This window comes from Pseudomonas sp. H3(2019) (assembly GCF_007713465.1).
Taxonomy (GTDB): Bacteria; Pseudomonadota; Gammaproteobacteria; order Pseudomonadales; family Pseudomonadaceae; genus Aquipseudomonas.
In genome coordinates this window covers 20,200-41,246 of sequence record NZ_VMSG01000032.1, presented here as the reverse complement: position 1 = coordinate 41,246, position 21,047 = coordinate 20,200, and the positions used below count along the sequence as shown (strand labels likewise).

At 59.2% G+C, this 21,047-nt stretch carries 22 protein-coding genes and 1 tRNA gene; 12 read left to right on the top strand and 11 right to left on the bottom strand.

Annotated elements, in window-relative coordinates; translation table 11 throughout:
- Nucleotides 1-36: 36 nt before the first annotated feature.
- Genes FPT12_RS25005 through FPT12_RS24995 form a run of 3 tightly spaced genes read right to left on the bottom strand, consistent with a single transcriptional unit; the run spans nt 37 to nt 4,182 of the window.
- Nucleotides 37-1,527, bottom strand: coding sequence for an efflux transporter outer membrane subunit (locus FPT12_RS25005; protein WP_145021415.1), 1,491 nt, complete (start codon nt 1,525-1,527; stop codon nt 37-39).
- 19 nt (nt 1,528-1,546) lie between these two features.
- Nucleotides 1,547-3,046: a DHA2 family efflux MFS transporter permease subunit gene (locus FPT12_RS25000; RefSeq protein WP_145021412.1), complete on the bottom strand. Its 1,500-nt coding sequence runs from the start codon at nt 3,044-3,046 to the stop codon at nt 1,547-1,549.
- Complete coding sequence (locus FPT12_RS24995; RefSeq protein ID WP_145021410.1) at nt 3,043-4,182, bottom strand: HlyD family secretion protein; 1,140 nt, start codon at nt 4,180-4,182, stop codon at nt 3,043-3,045. The genes FPT12_RS25000 and FPT12_RS24995 overlap by 4 nt, the downstream gene beginning before the upstream one ends.
- 259 nt (nt 4,183-4,441) lie before the next feature.
- Between FPT12_RS24995 and FPT12_RS24985 the strand changes: the two genes are divergently transcribed.
- The 3 genes from FPT12_RS24985 (at nt 4,442) to FPT12_RS24975 (ending at nt 6,634) form a co-directional block, all read left to right on the top strand.
- Nucleotides 4,442-5,065 carry a TetR/AcrR family transcriptional regulator gene (locus FPT12_RS24985; protein WP_145021404.1) on the top strand — a complete coding sequence of 208 codons (624 nt, stop codon included), beginning with the start codon at nt 4,442-4,444 and terminating at the stop codon, nt 5,063-5,065.
- Nucleotides 5,066-5,102: 37 nt separating this feature from the next.
- Nucleotides 5,103-5,627 (top strand): G/U mismatch-specific DNA glycosylase, encoded by a 525-nt coding sequence (mug, locus tag FPT12_RS24980; RefSeq protein ID WP_145021401.1) that lies wholly within the window; start codon nt 5,103-5,105, stop codon nt 5,625-5,627.
- Nucleotides 5,628-5,719: 92 nt separating this feature from the next.
- Nucleotides 5,720-6,634, top strand: a complete 915-nt coding sequence (locus tag FPT12_RS24975; RefSeq protein ID WP_145021398.1) for a LysR family transcriptional regulator — start codon at nt 5,720-5,722, stop codon at nt 6,632-6,634.
- 16 nt (nt 6,635-6,650) lie between these two features.
- On the opposite strand, the gene FPT12_RS24970 is transcribed toward FPT12_RS24975, so the two are convergent.
- A complete protein-coding gene (locus tag FPT12_RS24970; RefSeq protein WP_145021396.1) occupies nt 6,651-7,532 on the bottom strand; it encodes a LysR family transcriptional regulator in 882 nt (293 codons plus the stop codon).
- A gap of 103 nt (nt 7,533-7,635) precedes the next feature.
- Between FPT12_RS24970 and FPT12_RS24965 the strand changes: the two genes are divergently transcribed.
- Both FPT12_RS24965 and FPT12_RS24960 read left to right on the top strand, forming a co-directional pair.
- Nucleotides 7,636-8,697, top strand: coding sequence for an alkene reductase (locus tag FPT12_RS24965; protein WP_145021393.1), 1,062 nt, complete (start codon nt 7,636-7,638; stop codon nt 8,695-8,697).
- A gap of 61 nt (nt 8,698-8,758) precedes the next feature.
- Nucleotides 8,759-8,998: a hypothetical protein gene (locus tag FPT12_RS24960; protein ID WP_145021390.1), complete on the top strand. Its 240-nt coding sequence runs from the start codon at nt 8,759-8,761 to the stop codon at nt 8,996-8,998.
- Nucleotides 8,999-9,067: 69 nt separating this feature from the next.
- Here FPT12_RS24960 and FPT12_RS24955 read toward each other — a convergent pair.
- From FPT12_RS24955 to FPT12_RS24945, 3 genes are all read right to left on the bottom strand, one after another.
- Nucleotides 9,068-9,142 (bottom strand) — tRNA-Gln (locus tag FPT12_RS24955).
- Between the two features lie 190 nt (nt 9,143-9,332).
- Nucleotides 9,333-9,986, bottom strand: coding sequence for a peroxiredoxin (locus tag FPT12_RS24950; RefSeq protein WP_145021387.1), 654 nt, complete (start codon nt 9,984-9,986; stop codon nt 9,333-9,335).
- 162 nt (nt 9,987-10,148) lie between these two features.
- The gene (locus FPT12_RS24945; protein ID WP_178098889.1) at nt 10,149-11,162 is read right to left on the bottom strand and encodes a GlxA family transcriptional regulator; all 1,014 of its coding nucleotides are present in this window, start codon (nt 11,160-11,162) and stop codon (nt 10,149-10,151) included.
- A gap of 314 nt (nt 11,163-11,476) precedes the next feature.
- Between FPT12_RS24945 and FPT12_RS24940 the strand changes: the two genes are divergently transcribed.
- Nucleotides 11,477-11,782, top strand: coding sequence for a panthothenate synthetase (locus FPT12_RS24940; RefSeq protein WP_145021384.1), 306 nt, complete (start codon nt 11,477-11,479; stop codon nt 11,780-11,782).
- Nucleotides 11,783-11,884: 102 nt separating this feature from the next.
- On the top strand, nt 11,885-12,286 hold the full coding sequence (locus tag FPT12_RS24935; protein ID WP_145021381.1) for a hypothetical protein: 402 nt from the start codon (nt 11,885-11,887) through the stop codon (nt 12,284-12,286).
- A 64-nt stretch (nt 12,287-12,350) separates the two neighbouring features.
- On the opposite strand, the gene FPT12_RS24930 is transcribed toward FPT12_RS24935, so the two are convergent.
- The 3 genes from FPT12_RS24930 to gabT all read right to left on the bottom strand — a co-directional run bounded on the left by FPT12_RS24930 (nt 12,351) and on the right by gabT (nt 14,929).
- Nucleotides 12,351-12,839, bottom strand: a complete 489-nt coding sequence (locus FPT12_RS24930; RefSeq protein WP_008055821.1) for an Lrp/AsnC family transcriptional regulator — start codon at nt 12,837-12,839, stop codon at nt 12,351-12,353.
- A gap of 45 nt (nt 12,840-12,884) precedes the next feature.
- Complete coding sequence (locus FPT12_RS24925) at nt 12,885-13,541, bottom strand: 2-haloalkanoic acid dehalogenase (RefSeq protein ID WP_145021377.1); 657 nt, start codon at nt 13,539-13,541, stop codon at nt 12,885-12,887.
- A 95-nt stretch (nt 13,542-13,636) separates the two neighbouring features.
- Entirely contained in the window at nt 13,637-14,929 is a 1,293-nt protein-coding gene (gabT, locus tag FPT12_RS24920; RefSeq protein WP_145021374.1) for a 4-aminobutyrate--2-oxoglutarate transaminase, read from the bottom strand.
- Between the two features lie 272 nt (nt 14,930-15,201).
- Here gabT and FPT12_RS24915 point away from each other — a divergent pair, with 272 nt between their 5' ends.
- The gene (locus FPT12_RS24915; protein ID WP_145021371.1) at nt 15,202-16,128 is read left to right on the top strand and encodes a glyoxylate/hydroxypyruvate reductase A; all 927 of its coding nucleotides are present in this window, start codon (nt 15,202-15,204) and stop codon (nt 16,126-16,128) included.
- Nucleotides 16,129-16,288: 160 nt separating this feature from the next.
- Here FPT12_RS24915 and FPT12_RS24910 read toward each other — a convergent pair whose 3' ends face one another.
- Entirely contained in the window at nt 16,289-17,173 is an 885-nt protein-coding gene (locus tag FPT12_RS24910; protein ID WP_123583692.1) for a LysR family transcriptional regulator, read from the bottom strand.
- Nucleotides 17,174-17,268: 95 nt separating this feature from the next.
- On the opposite strand from FPT12_RS24910, the gene FPT12_RS24905 reads away from it, so the two are divergent.
- The 4 genes from FPT12_RS24905 to FPT12_RS24890 all read left to right on the top strand — a co-directional run bounded on the left by FPT12_RS24905 (nt 17,269) and on the right by FPT12_RS24890 (nt 20,998).
- Nucleotides 17,269-18,405 carry a DSD1 family PLP-dependent enzyme gene (locus tag FPT12_RS24905; RefSeq protein WP_145021368.1) on the top strand — a complete coding sequence of 379 codons (1,137 nt, stop codon included), beginning with the start codon at nt 17,269-17,271 and terminating at the stop codon, nt 18,403-18,405.
- Entirely contained in the window at nt 18,395-18,814 is a 420-nt protein-coding gene (locus FPT12_RS24900) for a RidA family protein (protein WP_145021365.1), read from the top strand. Before FPT12_RS24905 ends, FPT12_RS24900 begins: the two co-directional genes overlap by 11 nt.
- Before the next feature lie 82 nt (nt 18,815-18,896).
- Nucleotides 18,897-20,081 (top strand): FAD-binding oxidoreductase, encoded by a 1,185-nt coding sequence (locus tag FPT12_RS24895; protein ID WP_145021362.1) that lies wholly within the window; start codon nt 18,897-18,899, stop codon nt 20,079-20,081.
- Between the two features lie 59 nt (nt 20,082-20,140).
- Entirely contained in the window at nt 20,141-20,998 is an 858-nt protein-coding gene (locus FPT12_RS24890; protein WP_145021359.1) for a GNAT family N-acetyltransferase, read from the top strand.
- Nucleotides 20,999-21,047: the final 49 nt, after the last annotated feature.

The following is a 21,047-nucleotide window of genomic DNA, read 5'->3' as shown; positions in this document are numbered from 1 at the left end:
GCAATGGCGGTAGTGCTCTCTCGTAAAGCGCAGCTGCTATTGATAAACAGTTTTCGGCTCTTCGCGACTGGCAACGCGTTGCTCGGATACACCCACCGAATTACCGCCGAGTGCCACATACAACCGCACCGTGTCGAGATACTGCGCCGTCTTCACTCTGATTCGACCGAGTAACGCCTGCTCATAGGCACGCTCCGCCTCCAGCACCTGGAGAATGCTGTTCTCGCCTTGCGCATAGGCTTGCTGGTTCAACCGAAAGCTCGTTTCGGCCGCTCGTAATGCGTCCTCCTGCGCCAGGTTTTCCTCTGAGTCATGGTTGATTGCCTGCAGCGTGTCTGCGACCTGGCCAAAGGATTGAATCACCGTTTGCTGGTAGCCGGCGAGTGTCGCCTTGTAGCCGTCGACGGCTGCCTGACGTTCAGCCTTGAGCGTGCCGCCATCGAAGATCGGCCCCGCCAGCCCCGCAGCAAGACTCCAGAGTGCGGCGCCGCCATTGCCTGAAGCCGCCTGTGCAAGAGACGCGGACAGCGTTACATGGGGATAGAGATTGGCTGTCGCGACCCCGACGGCGGCGCTGGCCATATGCAATTCAGCTTCTGCCTGCAGTACATCCGGCCGGTCGTGGGCCATTTCCGAGGGCAAGCTGACTGGCACGTTTGACGGCAAGACAAACTCGGCGAGATTGAAGTCGGGAGCGGTCCAGTCTCCTGGGCCTTTCCCCGTCAGAATCGACAGCGCGTGCCGTGCCGAATCACGCTGTTGAGCGAGGGGCGGCAGCAGCGTGCGGTCCTGAGCGAGCCGCGTCTCAGCCAGCGAAACGTCGATCTGCGTGGTGGTGCCATTGGTGTGCGCCATGCGCACGAGCTCGAGGTTCTTCGCGTCATTGGCGAGCAGTTTCTCGACGGCTTCCATCTGCGCATTTGCCGAAGCAACCAACAACGCCTGGCTCGCAACATCGCCCGTCAGGGTCAGGTACGCCGCTTCGTAGCGATGTTTCTGCAGACTCGTAAACGCTTCCTTCTGCTCGACCAGCCGCTTGGTACCGCCAAAAGCGTCAAGGTCAAACCCGACCCGTGGCCCAATCGCGTAGACATTGGAGACGGTTGGCTCGGGCCCATTGTGTGTCCGTTGGCGGCCAGCCTGAGCGCCAAAATCGACCTGCGGATAAAGAGCACCTTCCGCTGCGGCAACAGAAGACGCCGCTTGCCGGATCGTCGCATCCGCCGCCACGAGCTCAAGATTGCCGTCGATTGCCCGACGTACAACCTTGTCGAGCTTTGGCGAATGGAAGGCAGACCACCAGTCACCGCTGACCTTCTTGCCAAGCTCAATGTGCTGTTCAGCAACCTTGTTGCCGCCCTCGCCAAGACGCTGCTCGGCCTGTTGATCATAGTGCTGCGACAGGCTCTGCGCGGGCGCTTTATAGTCAGGGCCGACGGTACAGGCGGACAGGAACATCAATGCCGACACCGCACCGACCGTCGTTTGGAACTGCTGTCTGTTGAGTACGAACGTATTGGATTTCATTGGGCAGACTCCACGAAAACTAGTTGGTCGGAACGGGTTTGCGAAGAAAGACAACCAGCGGGCTCACCACCAGCATCGCCAGCATCAAAATCTTGAACTGGCCGATAACCGCGATAAAAGCCGCCTGGCCGGTGATCATTTCGTTGAGCCCCCCGAGTGCTTGCAAGGACGTCGACGCCGTCATGGAATGTGCCGCAGCACGATAAGGCGTCAGATGGCTTGCCAGCGCCACATGCATCGTTTGCGTGTTGTTGAAGAACAACACTTGCACGACCGCAACGCCGAGGGTGCTTCCGTAAACACGGGCCAGATTGAAAAAACCGGTACCTTCCGGGCGGAACCTCGGATCGAGCGTGCTGAAGGCCACCTTACTGATCGCCGGCATCAAGACACCGAGGCCGATGCCCTGGAGTGCACCCGCCACCGCCACGGGCCACCAGTCCATCAACGGTGAATAGCCAAGCATCAGCCAGTTGGCATAAGCCACCAGCGCCACGCCCGCGGCAACAAAGAGCCGCGAGTCGATCCGAGCGGGCACCCGGCCCATCAGCAGAAACGCACCTACCAGCCCTACACCTCGCGGTATCGTCAGGTAGCCGGTCGTGTCAGGTGGGTATCCGAGAATTTCATCCAGCATCGGCGATGTCAGGGCCATCGTCGGCAACAGCACAAAACCGAGTGCGAAAAAGATGATCGTCGACAGCACGAAATTGCGGTCTTTGAACAAACTTTTGTTGAGAAAATGCACCTTCGCGGTCAGCACATGAACAACGAACAGGTAGAGCCCCAGTGCACCTGCCAGCGCTTCCAGCCAGATCTCGGGCGACGCAAACCAGTCCAGACGCTCACCGCGGTCGAGCAGCATTTGCAACCCGATCATTCCCAACGTGAAGGTGCCGACACCGAAAAAGTCAAACGGCGGACTTTTCTCGGCCTTTTTCTCGGCCAGCAACAGCGTCACCACCACGAAGATAAACGCCGACAGCGGAAGGCTGATGGAGAATATCGAGCGCCAATCGTAATGTTCGCAGACCCAACCACCGATACTCGGGCCGCTGACGATGCCCAACAGCACAATGGCCGTGAACATCGAACCGAATTTCGCGCGCCGCGCCGGTGGCAGTGTCTCCATTGCAATGGCCATCGAAAGCGGTGCAAGCAGGCCACTCGCGGCACCTTGAATGATGCGCGCACCAACGAACTCCAACGGGGTCGTTGCCTGCATAGCGAGCAACAAGCCAAGGACGAACAAGGCTATCGCGGCTTGATACACAACCTTCAAGCCGTAGCGTCCGGCGAGCCACTGCGCAATCGGCAGGGTAATGGCGCTCGCCGCGAGGTATGAAGTGAATACCCAGCCAGCCTGGTCATCCGTCATCGACACGGCGCCCTGAATAAACCTCAGTGCCGCATTCGGCAGAGGCAGGTTCGCCGACTGCATATAGGTCGCAAGCAATGCTGCGAACCTGAGCGTGCGCGGCCCCTCTCCCGCCGGGTTTCCAGCAAGATTGGCGTTCATCGGTCAGTACCTGCGGTTAACAGAGCCTTGAGTGGGTGCCACCAGGGCGTGCGATACCCGGTGTCGACTTTGACCGTGGCACTGGTACCCGAGAAAAGCGGCAGAGCAGGATCCACTTCATCGAGTTCGAGTCGAACCGGTACCCGCTGGACAACCTTGACCCAGTTGCCGGTCGCATTTTCGGGCGGCAGCAGTGCGAAGTCCGACCCGGCACCCGGGCTCATGCTGGCCACGTGGGCTTTGAAAACGTGGTCAGGATACGTATCGACACTGATGGTTGCTTCCTGGCCCGGATGCATATGGGTCACTTCCGTTTCGCGGAAGTTAGCCTCCACCCAAGTCTGGCGATCGGACAGCAGAGCAAAGGCTGGCGCACCGCTGTTGACGTAGTTGCCAACCTGCAAATCGTCGACCTTGGCCACGATGCCATCGTCCGGCGCATACACCGTCGCGTACGAGAGATAAAGCTGCGCCTCGTCCAACTGAGCCTTGGCCTCGCGAACCATCGGGTGTTTATCGGCTTCGATGTCCGGATTGCCGTTCAAGGCAACGACCGTACTGGCGATCTGCTGTTCGATAGACGCTATTCGTTGCCGTGAAACTTTAAGGTCCGTGTCCGCACGTTCGTAAATGGCGCGCGAGACGAACTCGGTGGCCACCAGCGCTTTCTTGCGGGCAAATTCCCGTTGGTCGAAATCCGCCGACTCTTTGGCCGATTGCAGTTCAGCCTGCTGCTGCCGATAGCTTGCCTTGAGTCCATCGATGCGAAGCCGCGCGACGCTCAGCTGTGCTTCTGCACGGTTAACCGCGATCTGGAACGGCTCCGGGTTGATCCGAAACAGCACCTGGCCCTCGCGAACAGGCTGATTGTCCTCGACCGCGATTTCGACGACTTGTCCGGAAACGCGAGCGTTGATCGATGCCTTCGCTACCCGGGCGTAGGCGTTATCGGTCGAAACATAGGGCTCGCCCGTCACATAGTGTGAGTACCCAACCGCTGCGACGAGAGCAGGAACACCCACCATAAGGAGTGGCCGTAACTTCTGTTTAAACGGTTTCTTGATGGGCGTGTCAGTCTGGTTCGGCCCTGGATGCTCGAAGGCCTGCGAAGCTGGGATGTCGAACTGTTTAGTCATGATCGAATACACCTTTAACCGGGAAATCGGGCTAACACCGGCAACGATCGCCTGTGGCCCTGATGTCAATAATTGCTATGAGAAAGCAAGCCCATGCGCGGTCATGAGGATCGCTCTGCCGCACCTGTTTCATCGCTGCAACACCCAGTTCGAGCTCCGCTGCAACAAACCTGAAATTCAGGAACTTCTGGTTCCTTAATTTTGTGCGATGATGTAAGAATATGCCCTGACCGACCTTCATTCAAGGATTTTGTACAACATGGCACAAAAAAAGATTGTAGAGGGCAAAGGCCGCGGCCGCCCTCGCGCGTATGACCCGCAGACAGCACTGCAGCAGGCACTTGGGGTTTTCTGGAGCACCGGATATTCCGGCGCGTCTCTGGATAGCATCGCAACGGCGGCCGGCATGAATCGCCCAAGCCTCTATGCGGCATTCGGTGACAAGCACGCGCTCTATATCAAAGCGCTTGAGCAGTATTGGGAGTTTGCCGCAGCGGCCATGCATGAGGCGCTGACGGACAACGCGCTGACACTGGAGCAGGCGTTGATGCGTTTTTATGAGGGGCAGTTGTCGATCTACTTCTCGGGCGAAGGCCAACCGCGTGGCTGCTTTGCGATTGGTACGGCGACGACCGAGGCCGTCGAGGATGCTGAAATACGCGACGTTCTTTCGGATCGGCTGAGCAGGCTCGATGCCGAACTCGAAACGCGTCTGCGGGCAGCAATCGATTCCGGCGAGTTGAAAAGCGATGCCGACCCTGCAGCCCTTGCCGTACTCGCGTCAGCCATGCTGCATAGCATTTCGATACGTGCTCGGGCGGGTAAATCCCGCGCTGAATTGACCGAGCTTGCACGCAATGCGGTCAGCGTGATCTGCGGATAATTGACCTCGGCACCTGTCGGGTTTGTGAGGTTTTATCGTGGGTGAAAGACTCGAAGATATTCTTGCCGAGCAGCTTGCAGTGATTTTTTGTGGCATCAATCCGGGCATGACTGCCGTCGCCCAGGGGCATCATTTTGCAGGTCGGGGCAATCGCTTCTGGCGCACACTCCATCTCGCCGGTTTTACGCCGCAGGAAATACACCCGGAACACGATCGGACACTCTTGCAGTATCAGTGTGGATTAACTGCAGTGGTCGAACGCCCAACGGCACGGGCGGATGAGTTGTCTGCACATGAATTCATCGCTGCCGCTGCCGATTTTGAACAAAAGATCGCGCGCTATGCACCACGCTTTGTGGCGTTTCTCGGCAAAGCGGCGTACTGCGCGTTGTCCGGTCAACGAGAAATTGCATGGGGGCTTCAGTCAAAGACCTTTGGTAATGCCTCGGTCTGGGTCCTGCCCAATCCGAGTGGGCGAAATCGCGCGTTCACGCTGGATCAACTGGTCGGTGCGTACCGCCAACTCTGCTTGGCAGCAGGTGCGAGTCGGTTTCCCGGTTGATCAGGGGGGTCACTTTACTTTTTCGTCAGACCGGAATAGATAGCGTGTTACGCCACTTACTTGATACCTGATGTAATTAATCGAGAGATGCGATGCCCCGGCATTTTGACGATGTGCAACTCGGCAGCATTGAGCTGTTCTGTTTAGCCGTTGAGTTTGAAAGTTTCACTGCCGCGGCACAGGCAGCCGGCGTGACACCCGCCGCCGTGAGCCGGTCGGTTTCACGCCTGGAGGAGCGTCTGGCAGTGCGCTTGTTTGTACGCACCACCCGGCAGATACGCCTGACCGAGGCAGGTCGGGTCTATTACGAGCAATGCCGGCAAGCGTTGACTCAACTGGTTGACGCGGAACGCAAAGTGACGGGGCAGCAGCAGGCGCCCTCAGGGGAATTGCGAATCAGCGCACCGACGCCCTATGCGCATTTTCGACTGTTACCACGCCTTGCCGAGTTTCGTCGACGCTATCCACTGGTCAAGGTAGTCGTGCACGTCAGTACCCGGAATATAGATTTCGCTGAGGAAGGTTACGATCTGGCCATCCGTGGTCGAGCGCCCGATGACTCGGCGCTGATTGCGCGCACACTCGAGAATGCGGAGCTGGTGGTCGTAGCCTCTCCCGAGTACCTTCGGCAGCGTGGCGTTCCGCAGGTACTGTCGGACCTGGAATTACACGATTGCATTCAGTTTGAACTGCCCAGCAGCGGAAGGAATGTGCCGTGGACCTTCATCGTCGATCAGCGGTCGGTGAGTATGCACACCTCTGGAAATACCACTTGCCTTGAAGACTATCTGGCAACGATCACGATGGCCAGACACGGCGCCGGGATCGTGCAGGCGTACCGGTTTACCGTTCAGGCGCAAATCGACAGTGGTGAATTGGTCGAGGTACTCGGGGAGTTTGGTGGCGCTACCCGGCCCTTCATGTTGCTGTATCCCCATGCCCGCTATCTACCGATGAAAGTAAGAGCGCTGATTGATTTCTTAACGGACCCGGAGTCGGTTCGTTGACTGTTCGGCAACGGCGTCAGGCGTCCTGGAGATGCTCACGCAAGAACTCGATGAAACGTTGGGTTTTCGCTGGCAACAGCCGTGTTTCGGTGAGGGCATAAACCGAGATGGGCGAGGCTTGCCACTGCGGCAAGACTCTGCACAGCGTGCCATTGGCAACGTCCTGGGCAGCGATGCCTTCCGCCAATAACGCGATCCCCAGATCCAGCGTCGCCAGACGTCGAATCATTCCCACGCTGTTGAGCTCGAACCGACCGCCAATCGCAACCTCCACCTCCCCTTCACTGCTGGAGAGCGTCCAACGATCAGCTCGCATTCCGCGCAGGCGCAAGCATTCGTGGCGTGTCAGATCCGAAGGATGAACAGGCTCACCGGACAGCTCCAGATAACGGGGTGAGGCGTAAAGATAGCGTCGAAAACTGGCCAGCTTACGGGCGATCAGGTTCGAACTGACAGGCTCGCCCATGCGAATCACCACATCAACCGGCTCACTCACCAAGTCGACCTGACGTGGGCTCAGATCGAACTCGAAGCTGATACCGGGATAAAGCCGGGCAAACTCTGCAATCAGCGGCGCCAGGTAGACAGTGGCAAAATCCACCGGAAACGAGGCCCGCAGTACACCGCTGGGTTTGGCGAGCATTTCGCCTAGCTGCTCGTGCGCGAGCCTGGCCTCCTCGACAATGCGTTTACAGCGATCGAAGTACACCTGCCCCGCCTCGGTCAGCTCGATCTTGCGCGTGGTGCGATGCAGAAGCCTTAGGCCGATTGCCTTTTCCAGGCCACTTATCCGGCGAGACAGCGTCGAGTTCGGCATCCCCATCGCCTCCGCCGCCCGACGGAAACTGCGCGCCTTCACGACCTCGACGAACAGCGCCATGTCGTTGAGAAATTCCAATGCTATTGCTCCACCAGTGGATCAGTCATTTCAATTTAACCAGGTTTATCCCGGATTCGGATTGATCAATGATAGCCCCCATCGTTTACAGAGGAGCACTACAATGAATTCGCTTTTTTCTCAGGTCCGGATCGGTCGCCATCAGCTGTCCAATCGCATGGTCATGGCCCCGATGACCCGCTCGCGCTCCGATGATGCCGGGGTGCCGACCGAGCTGGTGCCGACTTACTACGCACAACGCGCCGGTGCCGGGTTGATCATCACGGAAGGTGTGTTCCCGGTTGCGCTGGGCAAGGGTTATGTCCGCACCCCCGGTATCGAAACCGCCGAGCAGGTGGCCGCCTGGAAACAAGTCTCCGAGGCCGTCCATGCTCGCGGCGGACGGATCTTCATGCAGTTGATGCACTGCGGACGCGTTTCTCACCCATCGCTGCTGGCTGACGGTGCGCAACCGCAAGCGCCCTCGGCGATCAAGGCTGCAGGCCAGACCTGGACTGCCACCGGCCTGCAGGATTTCGTCACCCCGCACGCCCTGACCGTGACCGAAATTGCCGCTGTCATCGAGGGCTACCGGCAGGCCGCACGCCTGGCCATTGAAGCCGGGTTTGACGGTGTCGAACTGCACGCAGCCTCCGGGTATCTGCCAGAGCAGTTCCTGTCGACGGGCAGCAATCAGCGCGCTGACGAATATGGTGGCTCTGTCGAGAACCGTGCCCGGTTTGTGCTGGAAGTTCTCGACGCCATGGCGAGCGAAGTCGGCAGCGATCGTGTGGGCATCAAGATTTCCCCTGAAATGAACTTCAATGACATCGTCGATGCCAACCCGCAACACACCTACACCTATCTGGTCGAGCAGCTGCGCGGGCGGAATCTTGCCTATCTGCACGTCGCCCTGTTTGGCGCCAGCGTCGACTACCACGCCGTGTTGCGTCCTCTGTTCGATGGCAGCTACCTGATCGGTGGCGGACTCGATCAACGTTCTGCCGAATCGCTGATCGCCGATGGTCGGGCCGACGCGGTCGTTTTTGGCAGCGCATTCCTCGCCAACCCCGATCTGCCCGAACGTTTTCGCACAGGTGCCGAGCTTAATGCTCCGGACAAGGACACGTTCTACGCACCGGGCGCGCAGGGGTATATCGATTACCCGGCCATGAGCCCGGCATGAGTGATCGAAACAGTCCCAAACCTGGGCCTAGCGGCCCAACCTTGTTGCCAGGAGAATCATCATGACGCACGAAAAATTCAGTGCCGACAATGCCGCCCTGCTGTTGATTGATCACCAGGTGGGGACTATGAGCTGGGTGAAATCCATTCCTTTCGAAGAGCTGAAACGCAACGCCCTGCGGCGAATGGATAAAGGTGGCGTGACGCTGACCACCACCAACCAGCTGATTGCAGAACTCGCCGGCAGCTGGGCTACGCCACAAGGGGGTCAATTGGTGCAAGTCCTGATGACGGCACTTTAAGGCTGACGATCATCCTGAATTCGCACAAAACCTGCCGGTTGAGGGAATGCCTGGATGAGCATAGGAAAATGGCAGGGGCGGCTGGATTTGAACCAACGCATGGCAGGATCAAAACCTGCTGCCTTACCGCTTGGCGACGCCCCTGTAGCTGTTGCTGAAAGCCCCGTGAGGGCCTCTGCAAGAACGCGCGGAAATTTATCAACTTTCGCTTCGCATGGGAAGCCCCAGACCACATAAATTGTTTTTAAAACAGCCACTTGCTATTGATCGGGTTAAACAACCCTCCCCTGCCCGAGCCTGAGGCAATCGTTGCAAGGGAGGGACGCCGAGTGAATTACTTTGGTTGCGCCACGGTGCGCAAATAGGGTTTCAACGTCTTGAAGCCCTGTGGGTACTTCTTCCTGGCTTCCTCGTCGGACACCGACGTGGGAATAATGACGTCCTCGCCCGGACGCCAGTTCACCGGGGTGGCGACCGTGTGCTTGGCGTTTAATTGCAGCGAGTCGAGCAGGCGCAACACTTCATCGAAGTTGCGCCCGGCACTCATCGGGTAGATCAGCATCGCCTTGACCTTCTTGTCCGGGCCGACGATGAACACGGAGCGCACCGTGGCGTTGTCCACGGCGGTGCGTGAGCCGCCACTGGCATTCGGGTGAATCATGTCGTAGAGCTTCGCTACTACCAGGTTCTCGTCGCCGATCATCGGATAGTTGACCGCATGCCCCTGGGTCTCTTCGATGTCACCGAGCCAGGCCCGGTGGTCACTGACCGGGTCGACGCTGAGCCCGACTATCTTGGTGTTGCGCTTGTCGAACTCCGGCTTGAGTCCGGCCATATAACCGAGTTCAGTGGTGCAGACAGGGGTGAAGTCCTTCGGATGCGAGAACAGGATGGCCCACTTGTCGCCAATCCACTCGTGGAAGTGGATCGGGCCTTCGGTACTTTCGGCGGTGAAGTCCGGTGCTTCATCGCCAATGCGAATTGCCATGTTCAATCTCCTTACCGTGACTGATGGGGAAGCTGTCAGCCCCTGACAGCGGGCCCGACGGCGTTGGATGCCAGCGTTGGGCCTGGCAACGCGAATCAGTATAGGAGACGCATCAAGACAGCCGAGACAATCGCTTGGCCCGGCCTTGCGGTGGCGCCGTTTTCATTTGACCAGTCGCGTTTCCTTGGAGGGTCTGTATCCAAAGTACGAGCTATAGCATTTACTGAAATGACTGGGTGAAACAAAACCGCAGGCCACCAGCACATCGACCTGGGACAGCTCGGTGTGTTGCAGGAGTCGCCGCGCCTCGGTGATACGCAGTTCCATGTAATACCGCTGCGGCGTCGTGCCCAGTTGCTCCTTGAACAACCGTTCAAGCTGTCGACGAGAACGGCCGGCATAAACCGCCAATTGTTCCAGCTCCAGAGGCTCTTCGAGGTTGGCATCCATCAGCTTGACCACCTCGCGCAATGGCGCGCTCACACAGATGTTTTCCGCCGGTTTGATGCGCCGATAACGAGACTCCTCGAAAGCCAGAATGTCCTCGATACCCTCGACCAGTGCTTTATCGTGCAGCCCCTTGATCCAGTCCAGCGCCATATGAAATGCCCCCGCGGGACTGGAAGCGGTGAGCCGGTCTCGATCAATGACATAGGCTTCGCTGGTGACATGCGTCACCTTGGAAATTTCCGCGAGTGCGGGACGATGTTCGGGGTGAATAGCGCAACGATACCCATCCAGCAAGCCGGCGCTGCCGAGGAACCAGGCGCCATTCCACAACCCGGCCAGACTCACGCCACGGTCTGCCGCTGCTCGCAACAGACTGATCAACTCATCCGTCGCCTTCAGCTCTGTCCTGTAGCCGCCACAAATGACCAACAGGTCCAGGTCTTGAATAGCTGAAGAATCGAAACGCGCATCCGGACGAATGACAAGTCCCAGATCACTGATGACCTCCCCGTCATTCAAGCCGAACGTTCGGGAAGCGAACAACCCGGGGCGTAGCAGATTCGCCGTAACAATCGTATCCAGCGCCTGGGTGAACGCGGGCAGTGAGAAATGCTCGAGCAGCAGAAATCCTGCCCGGGTCATTTGAGCCGTCTCACTGGGATTCTCATTCAGATAGCGAAGGTTTTTTCCCTTCATGCCTCCGCTAAATTGGCGTCGTTCGATCAATGTTCGACCTACTCGGTTGCGTTAACCCACCGGTCATTTGGTGCGTCGGTAAAGCGCCATGCTAACCGCAGAAGTTTCAACACCACCAGCACCATTATGCAACTGATCAGGCAAGCTGAAAGCCGTGCAAAAACGGGTGACATGGTCCAATCACATTCAGCGCCACGACCGCCCGTAACCCTGGACGAGCGTCAGCTTATGCTTCGCTATGCTTAACCACACACCGCTGGAACGGTCGAATACAAGCTTCGTGGCATCAGTACCAGAAGCAAAGGCAGGGAGATGAGGCAGCTATCTGACAAGAGAATCGAATAATGAAAATGCTAATGATGGTCGAGTGCCCGAATGAACCCTTCAATGCGCTCGTCAGAGCCGGGAAGGTCGGCGAAGTCATCGGACGAATCCTGGAAAGCATCAAACCGGAGGCTGCCTACTTTACCGAGCAGGATGGAATGCGCGGCGGGATTTTCCTGATCGACGTACAAGACTCCTCCCAGATCCCCAGCTTTGCAGAACCGTTCTTTCTCAACTTCGATGCCACCTGCAAGTTCCGTCTGGTCATGAGCCCGCAGGACCTGCAAAGGGCCGGTCTGGAAGCGCTCGGCAACACCTGGGGCTGAGGGCTATCAGTGCGGGGGGGGGGGTGGTCCGCCCCACGCCCTTATCGGGTCGCGACGAACCCGCTGGGCAATAGCGGTTGCCGATAGCTATGATTGGAGACCATGACAGCCTCTCTCCAGATTCGACAACCCTGTCCGCCCGGTGCCTGCGATTGCAGGCGCGAACAGTTGCTGGACATTCCCAGCGCGGATTTGCGCATCCTGCACCTGACCCGACAGGAGGAAAATCGCCTGCTCGACCGGCTGGAGAATCTGCAGAGCCTGGCCGACCTCGAGCACATGCAGCGGCGGATGTATGAGCAGCTAGGCATTCGCGTGCACATCACCCCCAGCGTGCACGAAGTGCGAAGCATGCGCGGCATCGGTATTCAGCTTCTGGACCTGCCAGGGCTGTGCCGCAAAACCCGCCAGTCGATTCCGGCCGCCATTCGTCGCGGCCTGGAAAAACACCCCGAGATTGCCTACGAGCTGCTTAACGCTCACGACCTGTTGCGCGATGCCTGAGGTGCCGCCCGGCGTGTGTCTCTTGCAAAGACACGGCGGGCGACAAGCGGTTATCGAGAACGTCTCAATGGCGCAGCAATTTGCGCAGCGGCACGCCGTCCTTGAGCACGGGCGACTTGATGACGATGTAACTGAAGTACTTGGAAATCCCGATGTTCTTGTCCAGCAGGCTTTCGATCACTTCCTGATAGTGCTGGATGCTGCGGGTCATGAAGCGCACCAGATAATCGTAGCCACCGCTGATCAGATGGCATTCGAGCACTTCATCCACCAGACGGATATTGGACTCGAACTTGGCGAAGTCTTCGCGCTTGTGATCGCTCAAGGTTATTTCGGTGAACACCGTGACCGAGTCAGTGATCTTGGCCAGGTTCAAATGCGCCTTGTAACTCGAGATGTACCCGGCCGACTCCAGTCGCTTGACCCGTTGCAGGCACGGACTGGCTGACAGCCCCACGGCATCGGCCAGGCTGACGTTGGTCATGCGCCCGTCTTTTTGCAACTCAACCAAGATGCTGATGTCGATCCGGTCCAGTTTCACTAAACCTTCCATTGCGTACCTCTTGATTGCCGTTTGTAGGACAATCTTCTAGCAAAATCAGCGCCGTAAAGACAGCTGATGCTGAGCCACCAGGTCAGCCATGCTGTTGATGCAGTAATCCGCCGCACACGACGTTGCAGGTTTTGCCCGCCCGCGACAAATCAGGCACACATCGCTGGCCGCCTGTCGACCGGCAGAAGGTCGGGTCACTTGCAGGATCTCCCGGGCCTCGAGCCCATTGGCCTGTAACCAGTCCCGATCCAGCAAGGGATCGCTGGCCAGCGAAATGAAGTCGTCGGGCATGACTCCCAAACGCTCACAGAGCAGCCCTCGATCTTCGGCATCCCGATCGCCCTGCACCAGCAAGCGATAGAACTTGCGCAGGTACAACATCGCGCCGGGCGCGTCCTCGAACAGCGACCAACTGGCCACCGAACGGGCAAAACTCATGCCCTCCTCCCAACTGGCTCTCAGCCCCCAGCGCTCGGCCAACTGGCGATGGGCAAAACACAGCAAGCCACTAAAGCCCAGTTCACCGAAACGCGGGTAGAGCGCACGCACCACCTCGCCGTACTCGGCCAGGACCTGTTCCTTGTCCGGACGACCGCCAAGGCTGTCGAGCAGCGGTTGCAGCGCCGTCCAGACTCCCGAATCGCGATCGACCAGCACTTCATCGCAATCGATGAGCAACGCTCGATAATCAGTCAGCCCCATGGTACGCCAAGCCTCCAATAATGCACTCCGTCACCCCATGCTCCATAAATGCTCACGGGCGATACCTTGCAGTATCGCCCGGAGCAGGCATGAACTCAGTTCAAGACGCGTGCCAATGCTGCTTCAAGAATCTGCAGCGCTTCGTCGATCTGATCCTCTGTTGTCACCAGCGGCGCAAGGAAGCGCAGCACGTTGCGGTACACGCCGCATTTGATCACCAGCAGACCACCTGCTCGGGCTTCGTCGATCAGCCGCTGATTCAGGTCCGCGTCCGGGGTACGCGCGTCGTCATCCTTGATCAGCTCGATCGCCAGCATGAACCCACTGCCGCGCACATCGCCGATTTGCCGGTGACGGGCCTGCAAGCGCAACAAGCCCTGACGCAAACGCTCGCCCAAGGCGTCGCCCCGCGCCAGCAGCTGTTCTTGCTCATAGGCTTCGATCACCGCCAGCGCGGCGGCGCATGACAGCGCGTTACCGCCGTAAGTACCGCCCAGGCCACCGGGCAATGGCGCGTCCATGATCCCGGCCTTGCCGACCACGCCGGACAACGGCAAACCACCGGCAAGACTCTTGGCGACGGTCACCAGGTCCGGCTGGATGCCGGCGTGCTGGAAGCCGAACCACTTGCCGGTACGGCCAAAACCGGTCTGGATTTCATCGAGAATCAGCACGATGCCGTGTTTTTCAGTGAGGGCACGTAGCGCCTGAAGGAACTCCACGGGCGCCGAGAGGAAACCGCCGTCTCCCTGGACCGGTTCAATGATGATTGCCGCGACCCGTTCAGGGGCGACCTGGGTGACCAACAACTCGTCCAGCGCCTTGAGGGCCATCTCGCTGCTGACGCCGCGATAGGCATTCGGATACGGCGTGTGAAACACCTCCGGCGCGAACGGCCCGAAGTTCTGCTTGTACGGCTGGCTCATGCCGGTCAGCGTGGTGCCGAGCAAGGTGCGACCGTGAAACCCGCCACGAAACGCAATCACCGCCGAGCGATTGGTATGAGCGCGGGCGATCTTCACCGCGTTCTCCACGGCCTCGGCGCCAGAGGTAAAGAACGCCGCTTTATACGCCTCGTTGCCGCCGATCATTTCGCACAGGCGCTGGGCCAGATCAAGATAAGGCTTATAGGCCACCACCTGAAAACACGCGTGGGAGATCTTTTGCAACTGGGCCTGCACCGCGGCGACCACCTTGGGGTGGTTATGCCCGATGTTCAGCACACCAATGCCGCCGACAAAATCCAGGTAGCGCTTGCCGTCCACATCCCACAATTCGGCACCTTGGGCGCGATCGATCACCAACGGGTGAGCGGTAACCAGGCCACGTGGCACGAATTGATCGCGCTGACGGAGCAAATGAGGGGTTTCGTCGACTTTGCTGTTCATGGCATTTCCCATCGTGAGTCCGGCAACCGGGAGGTGGTTGCGATGGTGTTCAGGTTAAGGCTTGTGCGAAACGAACTACGCCGAACTTGCGCCCTGAGAAATTCGGATCAACTGTTTTCACCCCGCCAAACGGCAGATTCCTTCAGCCCGCCGAATCTGCCGGGGCATGCCTGATAGAAACGGGTGCAACGTGTTTAACCCGGCCCTTTCGACAGATCCTGCGCTGGCGTTGCGCGATGATGGACAGCCTCTTCACCCTTCAGGAAATGCCCATGGCCCTGCTTTATAAAGCTGACCCGGTACGCGGCGAACAGTGGAAAGCGCTGTTCGCCGAGCATGCCCCGGATATCGAATGGCGCGCCTGGCCGGACATCGGCGACCCCAAGGACATTCAGTACCTGGCCGCCTGGCAGGCACCGGACGATCTCGAGGTGCTGCTGCCCAATCTGCGCGTGTTGTTTGCGTTGTCCGCCGGGGTCGATCAACTGGACCTGAGCCGCTTGCCGACGAGCTTGCCGGTGGTGCGCCTGCTGGACCCTGGCATCACTCGCGGCATGTGCGAATACGCCAGTTTTGCGGTGCTCAGCCTGCACCGGGACATGCTGCGCTATCGCCAGCAACAAATGGCCCGGTGCTGGCAGGCGCACTTGCTGCAACCGGCAGCCAAGCGCCGGGTGGGCGTCATGGGCCTCGGTACCCAGGCCCGGCAGATTCTGGCGACCTTGCAGCCCCTGGGTTTTGCGTTGTCGGGCTGGGCGCGCAGCGCCCATCACATTCAGGGCGTCGATTGCTATGCCGGCAACGAGCAACTGCCGGCGTTCCTGAGCCAGTGCGACATCCTGTTGTGCGTACTACCGCTGACCGAACAGACCCAAGGCATCCTCGACCGCACGCTGTTCCAGCAACTGCCCCGTGGTGCAGCGCTGATCAACATGGGCCGTGGCGGGCATCTGGTGGAAAGTGATCTGCTGGAGGCGCTGGACAGCGGGCAGCTGAGCGGCGCCGTACTCGATGTGCTACAGGAAGAACCGGCGCCGCTGGATCATCCGTTTTGGGATCATCCGCAGATTCTGCTGACCCCGCACATCGCAGCGATGACTCAACCGGAAAGTGCGTTCGGGGTGTTGCTGGAGAATATTCGGCGGCATCAGCGAGGGGAGTTGATGGTGGGTGAAGTGGATCGCAAACAAGGTTACTGAATTCACCGCCAATCACATGTGGGAGCGAGCCTGCTCGCGATGGCGATTTGTCAGTCAACATCAATGTTGAATGTCAGTCCCTCATCGCGAGCAGGCTCGCTCCCACATTAGCCAGGTGGTGTGGTTCAAAGTCTGTCGGCAATCACCCGTTCGACGCTGATCACGCTTTCAATGCATCTTCCAGAAAGGCCACCAACGCCTGTACGCGCGCGCTGCGAAGTTTGCGTGAGGGGACCAACAGGTTGATCGGCGCGCTGTCGAATTGCCAATCCGCCAACACCCGCGTCAGGCTGCCGTTGGCAATTGCTTCACTGACATCCCATTGCGAACGTAGCACCAGCCCCAAGCCTTGCTCGGCCCACCGCCGGGCCACGCCTCCATCGTTGCTCAACAGCGCCGGCTCGATGCGCAGCGTTTTGCGCCCCTGCCCCTTACGCATATGCCACAACGTGACGTCTTCATCATTCTCGCGAATGCAAATGCAACGATGCTCGGCCAGTTGCTCGGGCGACGACGGCACGCCGTGCTGCTCCAGATACGCCGGACTGGCGCACAGCCATCGGTTGTTTTGCGTGAGGGGTTTGGCGATCCACAGACTGTCGTTGAGGTGACCAATGTGAATCACCGCATCGCTGTCGTGACGATCAGGCCACGGCGTTTCGCGTAAATCCAGGTGTAGGCACAGCTGTGGATGCAATCTGGCAAAACGGGCCAGCAGCGGCGCAATGCGCTGGCGCCCATAGCCGAACGGCGCCGCCAGCCTGAGTGTGCCAACCAGCCGCTCATCATGCTGTCTGAAGGACTCTGGAAGCGCCTCCAACTGTTCCAGCAAAAGCGCGCTTTCACGGGAGAAACGCTCGCCATCGGCAGTGAGACTCAGGCGCCGGGCATCGCGATTGGCCAGGGTCAGACCCAGCAGCGTCTCCAGCTTGCGCAAACGCATGGACAGCGCCGGCGGTGAGACATTCAGGACTCTGGCAGCAGCGCTTAAAGACTCGGAGCGCGCCAGCGTGACGGCCAGACGTAAGTCTTCGACGGAGATCATTCAATTTTACTTAATGATTGATGACTATCCATTGAACCACACCTTCATGACGGCTGAGTAGAGTGGACCTCGTACCCAGCCACCCGAGTTCTGTCATGTCCGCCTCTATTGCCTCCCTCGATACGCCCGCAGCGATAGTCGATGTCCCGCGAATGCAGCGCAATATCCAGCGCATGCAGCAGCGCATGGACACCCTGGGTGTGCGTTTGCGCCCGCACATCAAAACCAGCAAATGCCTCCCCGTGATCAAGGCACAGATAGCCGCTGGCGCAAGCGGTGTCACGGTTTCCACCTTGAAAGAAGCCGAGCATTGTTTTGCTGAAGGCATCAGCGACATTTTCTATGCCGTTGCCATGGCGCCTGCCAAATTGGCCCAGGCACTGACACTCAGGCGCAAGGGCTGCCAGCTGAGCGTGCTCACCGACAGTGTTGCCGGGGCGCAAGCCATCGTCTCCTTCGGACAGAAACACGACGAACGATTCGAGGTCTGGATCGAGATAGATTGCGATGGCCACCGCTCAGGTCTGACCGTTGAAGATCATGCACTCATAGAGGTCGCACGTGTCCTTTCTGAGGGGGGCATGCAACTGCGAGGCGTAATGACCCACGCCGGATCCAGCTACGAACTCGACAGCCTTGAAGCACTGCAAATCCTCGCCGAACAAGAACGCGCCCTCTGCGTCGAGGCCGCCGAAAAAATCCGCGAAGCCGGACTGGCGTGCCCAGAGGTCAGCATCGGCTCCACTCCCACGGCACTGTCGGCACTGAGTCTGGAAGGCGTCACTGAAGTACGCGCAGGTGTCTATGTGTTCTTCGACCTGGTCATGCACAACATCGGCGTCTGCCAGGCAGGCGAGTTGGCGCTGAGCGTGCTGACCACCGTCATCGGTCACCAGCAAGATAAAGGCTGGATCATCACCGATGCCGGCTGGATGGCCATGAGTCGTGATCGCGGCACGCAGCGCCAGCGACAGGACTTCGGCTACGGACAGGTGTGTACCGAGACCGGTGACTGGATTGAGGGCGCGCTGCTCACGGGCGCCAACCAGGAGCATGGCATCATCACCCTTGGAACGGCCGAGAGCGCCAACCTCGTAGCGCGCTTCCCTATCGGTAGCCGTCTGCGCATTCTCCCCAACCATGCGTGTGCCACGGGCGCGCAGTTCCCGGATTATCACGCCTGTGACGCCGAGGGCGTTGTGAATACCTGGAGTCGTCTACATGGCTGGTGATCAAGCAGGTTCGATCGACTTGATCCACACGACCCACGCAGCAACTCCGGGCGGACACTACTCCCAGGCGGTATTGCACGAGGGCGTTTTATATGTGTCCGGACAACTGCCGGTACGCGCGAATGGCGACCACAGTGCCGACCAACCGTTCGAGATTCAAGCATCCATCGTGCTCGATAACCTGGTGGCGATCCTCAGCGAAGCAGGCCGGAGCACGAGTGACCTGCTGAAGGTCACTGTCTATGTCGTAGGAATAGAACACTGGCCCGCCTTTGATCGGATTTATGCCCAATATCTGGGAGAACATCGGCCAGCCCGCGCCGTGGTGCCCGTTCCGGTATTGCATCATGGTTACTTGATCGAAATCGAAGCACTGGCCCGCGGCGAACAAACGGAAACCTACCGATGACGAGGCGCTTTGCACGACTGGCCGAGCAGGGTCGGCCGACCGTCAACACACCCTCACCGATGATGATCATCGAGGAGCTCTCATGAAACCGCAAAAAAGCGATGTCCTGATTGTCGGCGGCGGCATCATGGGCTCGACGTCGGCGTTTTTCCTGCGCCAACGTGGACTCTCAGTCACCCTGCTGGAGCGTGACCAGATCGGTCAGTACGCCAGCGGCGTGAACTTCGGCAACGTCCGGCGCCAGGGGCGATTCCTTGGGCAGCTTGAGCTGGCGAATCGTTCCTGGGCGTTGTGGAAACGCTTGCCGGAGCTGATCGACGACGACCTCGAATTCATCGCCAGCGGCCACATGCGGGTGTGTTATCGCGAAGACGAAATCGCCGAACTTGAGGCCTACGCTGCCGCCCCCGAGGCTGCGCAACTGGACTTGCAAATCTTTCGCGGCGCTGAGCTGCACCGGCGTTTTCCGTTTCTTGGGGCGGATGTGAAGGGCGGTTCCTACGCGCCCCACGACGGGCACGCCAACCCGCGTCTGGCAGCGCCGGCGTTTGCCCGGGCGGCCCGGCGCCTCGGTGCGCGGATCGAAGAGCGCACCGAAGTCGCCGAGGTGCAGAAGGTCAATGACCAATTCCACGTCACGACCACCGATGGCCAACTGTTCGTCGCCCAGCAACTGCTGATCACCGCCGGCGCCTGGGCCGCCAAGCTGTCCGAACAATTCGGCGAACCCGTGCCGCTGGAACCCAATGGTCCGCAGATGTCGGTGACCGAGCCGGTGCCCTACGCCTTGCCAACGGTGATCGGCGTGTTTACCAAAATCAAGGAAGAGGTGATCTACTTCCGGCAGATCCCTCGCGGCAACATCATCATCGGCGGCGGCAACCGCTGCAAACCGGACATGGTCAACCGGCGCGCTTACTTCAAACCCGAAAGCCTGCTCAACCAGATGCGGCAAATGCGTCGCCTGCTGCCGGGGGCCGAGAAGCTGAACATCATCCGCGTCTGGAGCGGCATCGAGAGCTATACGCCGGACTCCCTGCCGGTCATCGGCCCCAGCGGCACCGTCGATGGATTGTTTTATGCCTTCGGCTTTTGCGGTCATGGCTTCCAGCTCGGCCCGGGCGTCGGCGATGTGATGGCTGAACTGATCAGCACCGGCCGTACCAGTACCTTGATCAGTCCATTCGATATCCGTCGGTTTACTAACCCCTCTGCCATGGCGATGCCGTTATCTACAAGCCTCCTCAGCACAGGCAAACTTATATGAGCCGCGCACCGCAACGCCCTGATCGCCCCACTCAAGATTGCCCTCTTCAAGGAGGCTCCATGCCTGCAACGCCGGACTTTGCCTATCTGTACCGCACGGTTACCGCGGCGGATATGCCCGCGGCACACGCTCTCTCCGCGCACCTGAAATGGCCTCACCGAGAAGAGGACTGGGCCATGGTACAGCGCACGTCCGAAGGCTTTGTCACGGAACATAACGGTCAGCTGGTCGGCGTAGCATTTGCCTGCCATCAAGGTGCTTACTCCTCCATCGGCCTGGTGATCGTGAGTGATGAGCACCAGGGAAAGGGGATCGGACGTCGGCTGATGAACCTGTGCCTGGACGCCGCTGAACCCCGCACACCGATCCTCAATGCCACCGAGTCGGGCGCACCGCTCTATGCAAGCCTGGGATTCGTCGACTTCGCGCGTATCCAGCAGCATCAAGGCGTGCCACAGACACCTGCGCTGATCCCTTTGATCAAGGGCTCGCAATGTCGCGCATTAGGCCCGGCCGATTACCCGAGGCTGATTGAATTGGCCAATGCGGGTAGCGGCCTGGACCGTACAGCGGTACTCAACGATTTGCTTGCGATGGCCGAACACGCGGTCGGCATTGAGGCGGATGGACAGCTGCAAGGCACTGCCCTGCTCCGTCGTTTTGGCCGTGGCCATATCATTGGTCCGGTTGTCGCACACAACCAGGAACAGGCCCAACAGTTGATTACCCACCTTCTGCGTTTGATACCGGGTACCTTTGTTCGCTTCGACATTCTGGCCGATTGCGGGTTAGCACGCTGGCTGGAGAGCTTGGGGTTGCAGTGCGTCGACAGAGCGCCGCGAATGGTTCGTGGACTTCCCCCGCAGTCAAGCGGTGGAATCCAGCAGTTTGCGCTGGTGACTCAAGCTATCGGCTAGCGATCACAACCGCCAGCGAGGGGTTTATCGGACGCACTACCCACGTAAA

Excerpts from the sequence above, each read along its gene's own strand:
- FPT12_RS25005 (WP_145021415.1), bottom strand. The coding sequence starts at position 1,527 with ATGAAATCCAATACGTTCGTACTCAACAGACAGCAGTTCCAAACGACG.
- FPT12_RS25000 (WP_145021412.1), bottom strand. The coding sequence starts at position 3,046 with ATGAACGCCAATCTTGCTGGAAACCCGGCGGGAGAGGGGCCGCGCACG.
- FPT12_RS24995 (WP_145021410.1), bottom strand. The coding sequence starts at position 4,182 with ATGACTAAACAGTTCGACATCCCAGCTTCGCAGGCCTTCGAGCATCCA.
- FPT12_RS24985 (WP_145021404.1), top strand. The coding sequence starts at position 4,442 with ATGGCACAAAAAAAGATTGTAGAGGGCAAAGGCCGCGGCCGCCCTCGC.
- FPT12_RS24975 (WP_145021398.1), top strand. The coding sequence starts at position 5,720 with ATGCCCCGGCATTTTGACGATGTGCAACTCGGCAGCATTGAGCTGTTC.
- FPT12_RS24965 (WP_145021393.1), top strand. The coding sequence starts at position 7,636 with ATGAATTCGCTTTTTTCTCAGGTCCGGATCGGTCGCCATCAGCTGTCC.
- FPT12_RS24960 (WP_145021390.1), top strand. The coding sequence starts at position 8,759 with ATGACGCACGAAAAATTCAGTGCCGACAATGCCGCCCTGCTGTTGATT.
- FPT12_RS24950 (WP_145021387.1), bottom strand. The coding sequence starts at position 9,986 with ATGGCAATTCGCATTGGCGATGAAGCACCGGACTTCACCGCCGAAAGT.
- FPT12_RS24940 (WP_145021384.1), top strand. The coding sequence starts at position 11,477 with ATGAAAATGCTAATGATGGTCGAGTGCCCGAATGAACCCTTCAATGCG.
- FPT12_RS24935 (WP_145021381.1), top strand. The coding sequence starts at position 11,885 with ATGACAGCCTCTCTCCAGATTCGACAACCCTGTCCGCCCGGTGCCTGC.
- FPT12_RS24930 (WP_008055821.1), bottom strand. The coding sequence starts at position 12,839 with ATGGAAGGTTTAGTGAAACTGGACCGGATCGACATCAGCATCTTGGTT.
- FPT12_RS24925 (WP_145021377.1), bottom strand. The coding sequence starts at position 13,541 with ATGGGGCTGACTGATTATCGAGCGTTGCTCATCGATTGCGATGAAGTG.
- gabT (WP_145021374.1), bottom strand. The coding sequence starts at position 14,929 with ATGAACAGCAAAGTCGACGAAACCCCTCATTTGCTCCGTCAGCGCGAT.
- FPT12_RS24915 (WP_145021371.1), top strand. The coding sequence starts at position 15,202 with ATGGCCCTGCTTTATAAAGCTGACCCGGTACGCGGCGAACAGTGGAAA.
- FPT12_RS24910 (WP_123583692.1), bottom strand. The coding sequence starts at position 17,173 with ATGATCTCCGTCGAAGACTTACGTCTGGCCGTCACGCTGGCGCGCTCC.
- FPT12_RS24905 (WP_145021368.1), top strand. The coding sequence starts at position 17,269 with ATGTCCGCCTCTATTGCCTCCCTCGATACGCCCGCAGCGATAGTCGAT.
- FPT12_RS24900 (WP_145021365.1), top strand. The coding sequence starts at position 18,395 with ATGGCTGGTGATCAAGCAGGTTCGATCGACTTGATCCACACGACCCAC.
- FPT12_RS24895 (WP_145021362.1), top strand. The coding sequence starts at position 18,897 with ATGAAACCGCAAAAAAGCGATGTCCTGATTGTCGGCGGCGGCATCATG.
- FPT12_RS24890 (WP_145021359.1), top strand. The coding sequence starts at position 20,141 with ATGCCTGCAACGCCGGACTTTGCCTATCTGTACCGCACGGTTACCGCG.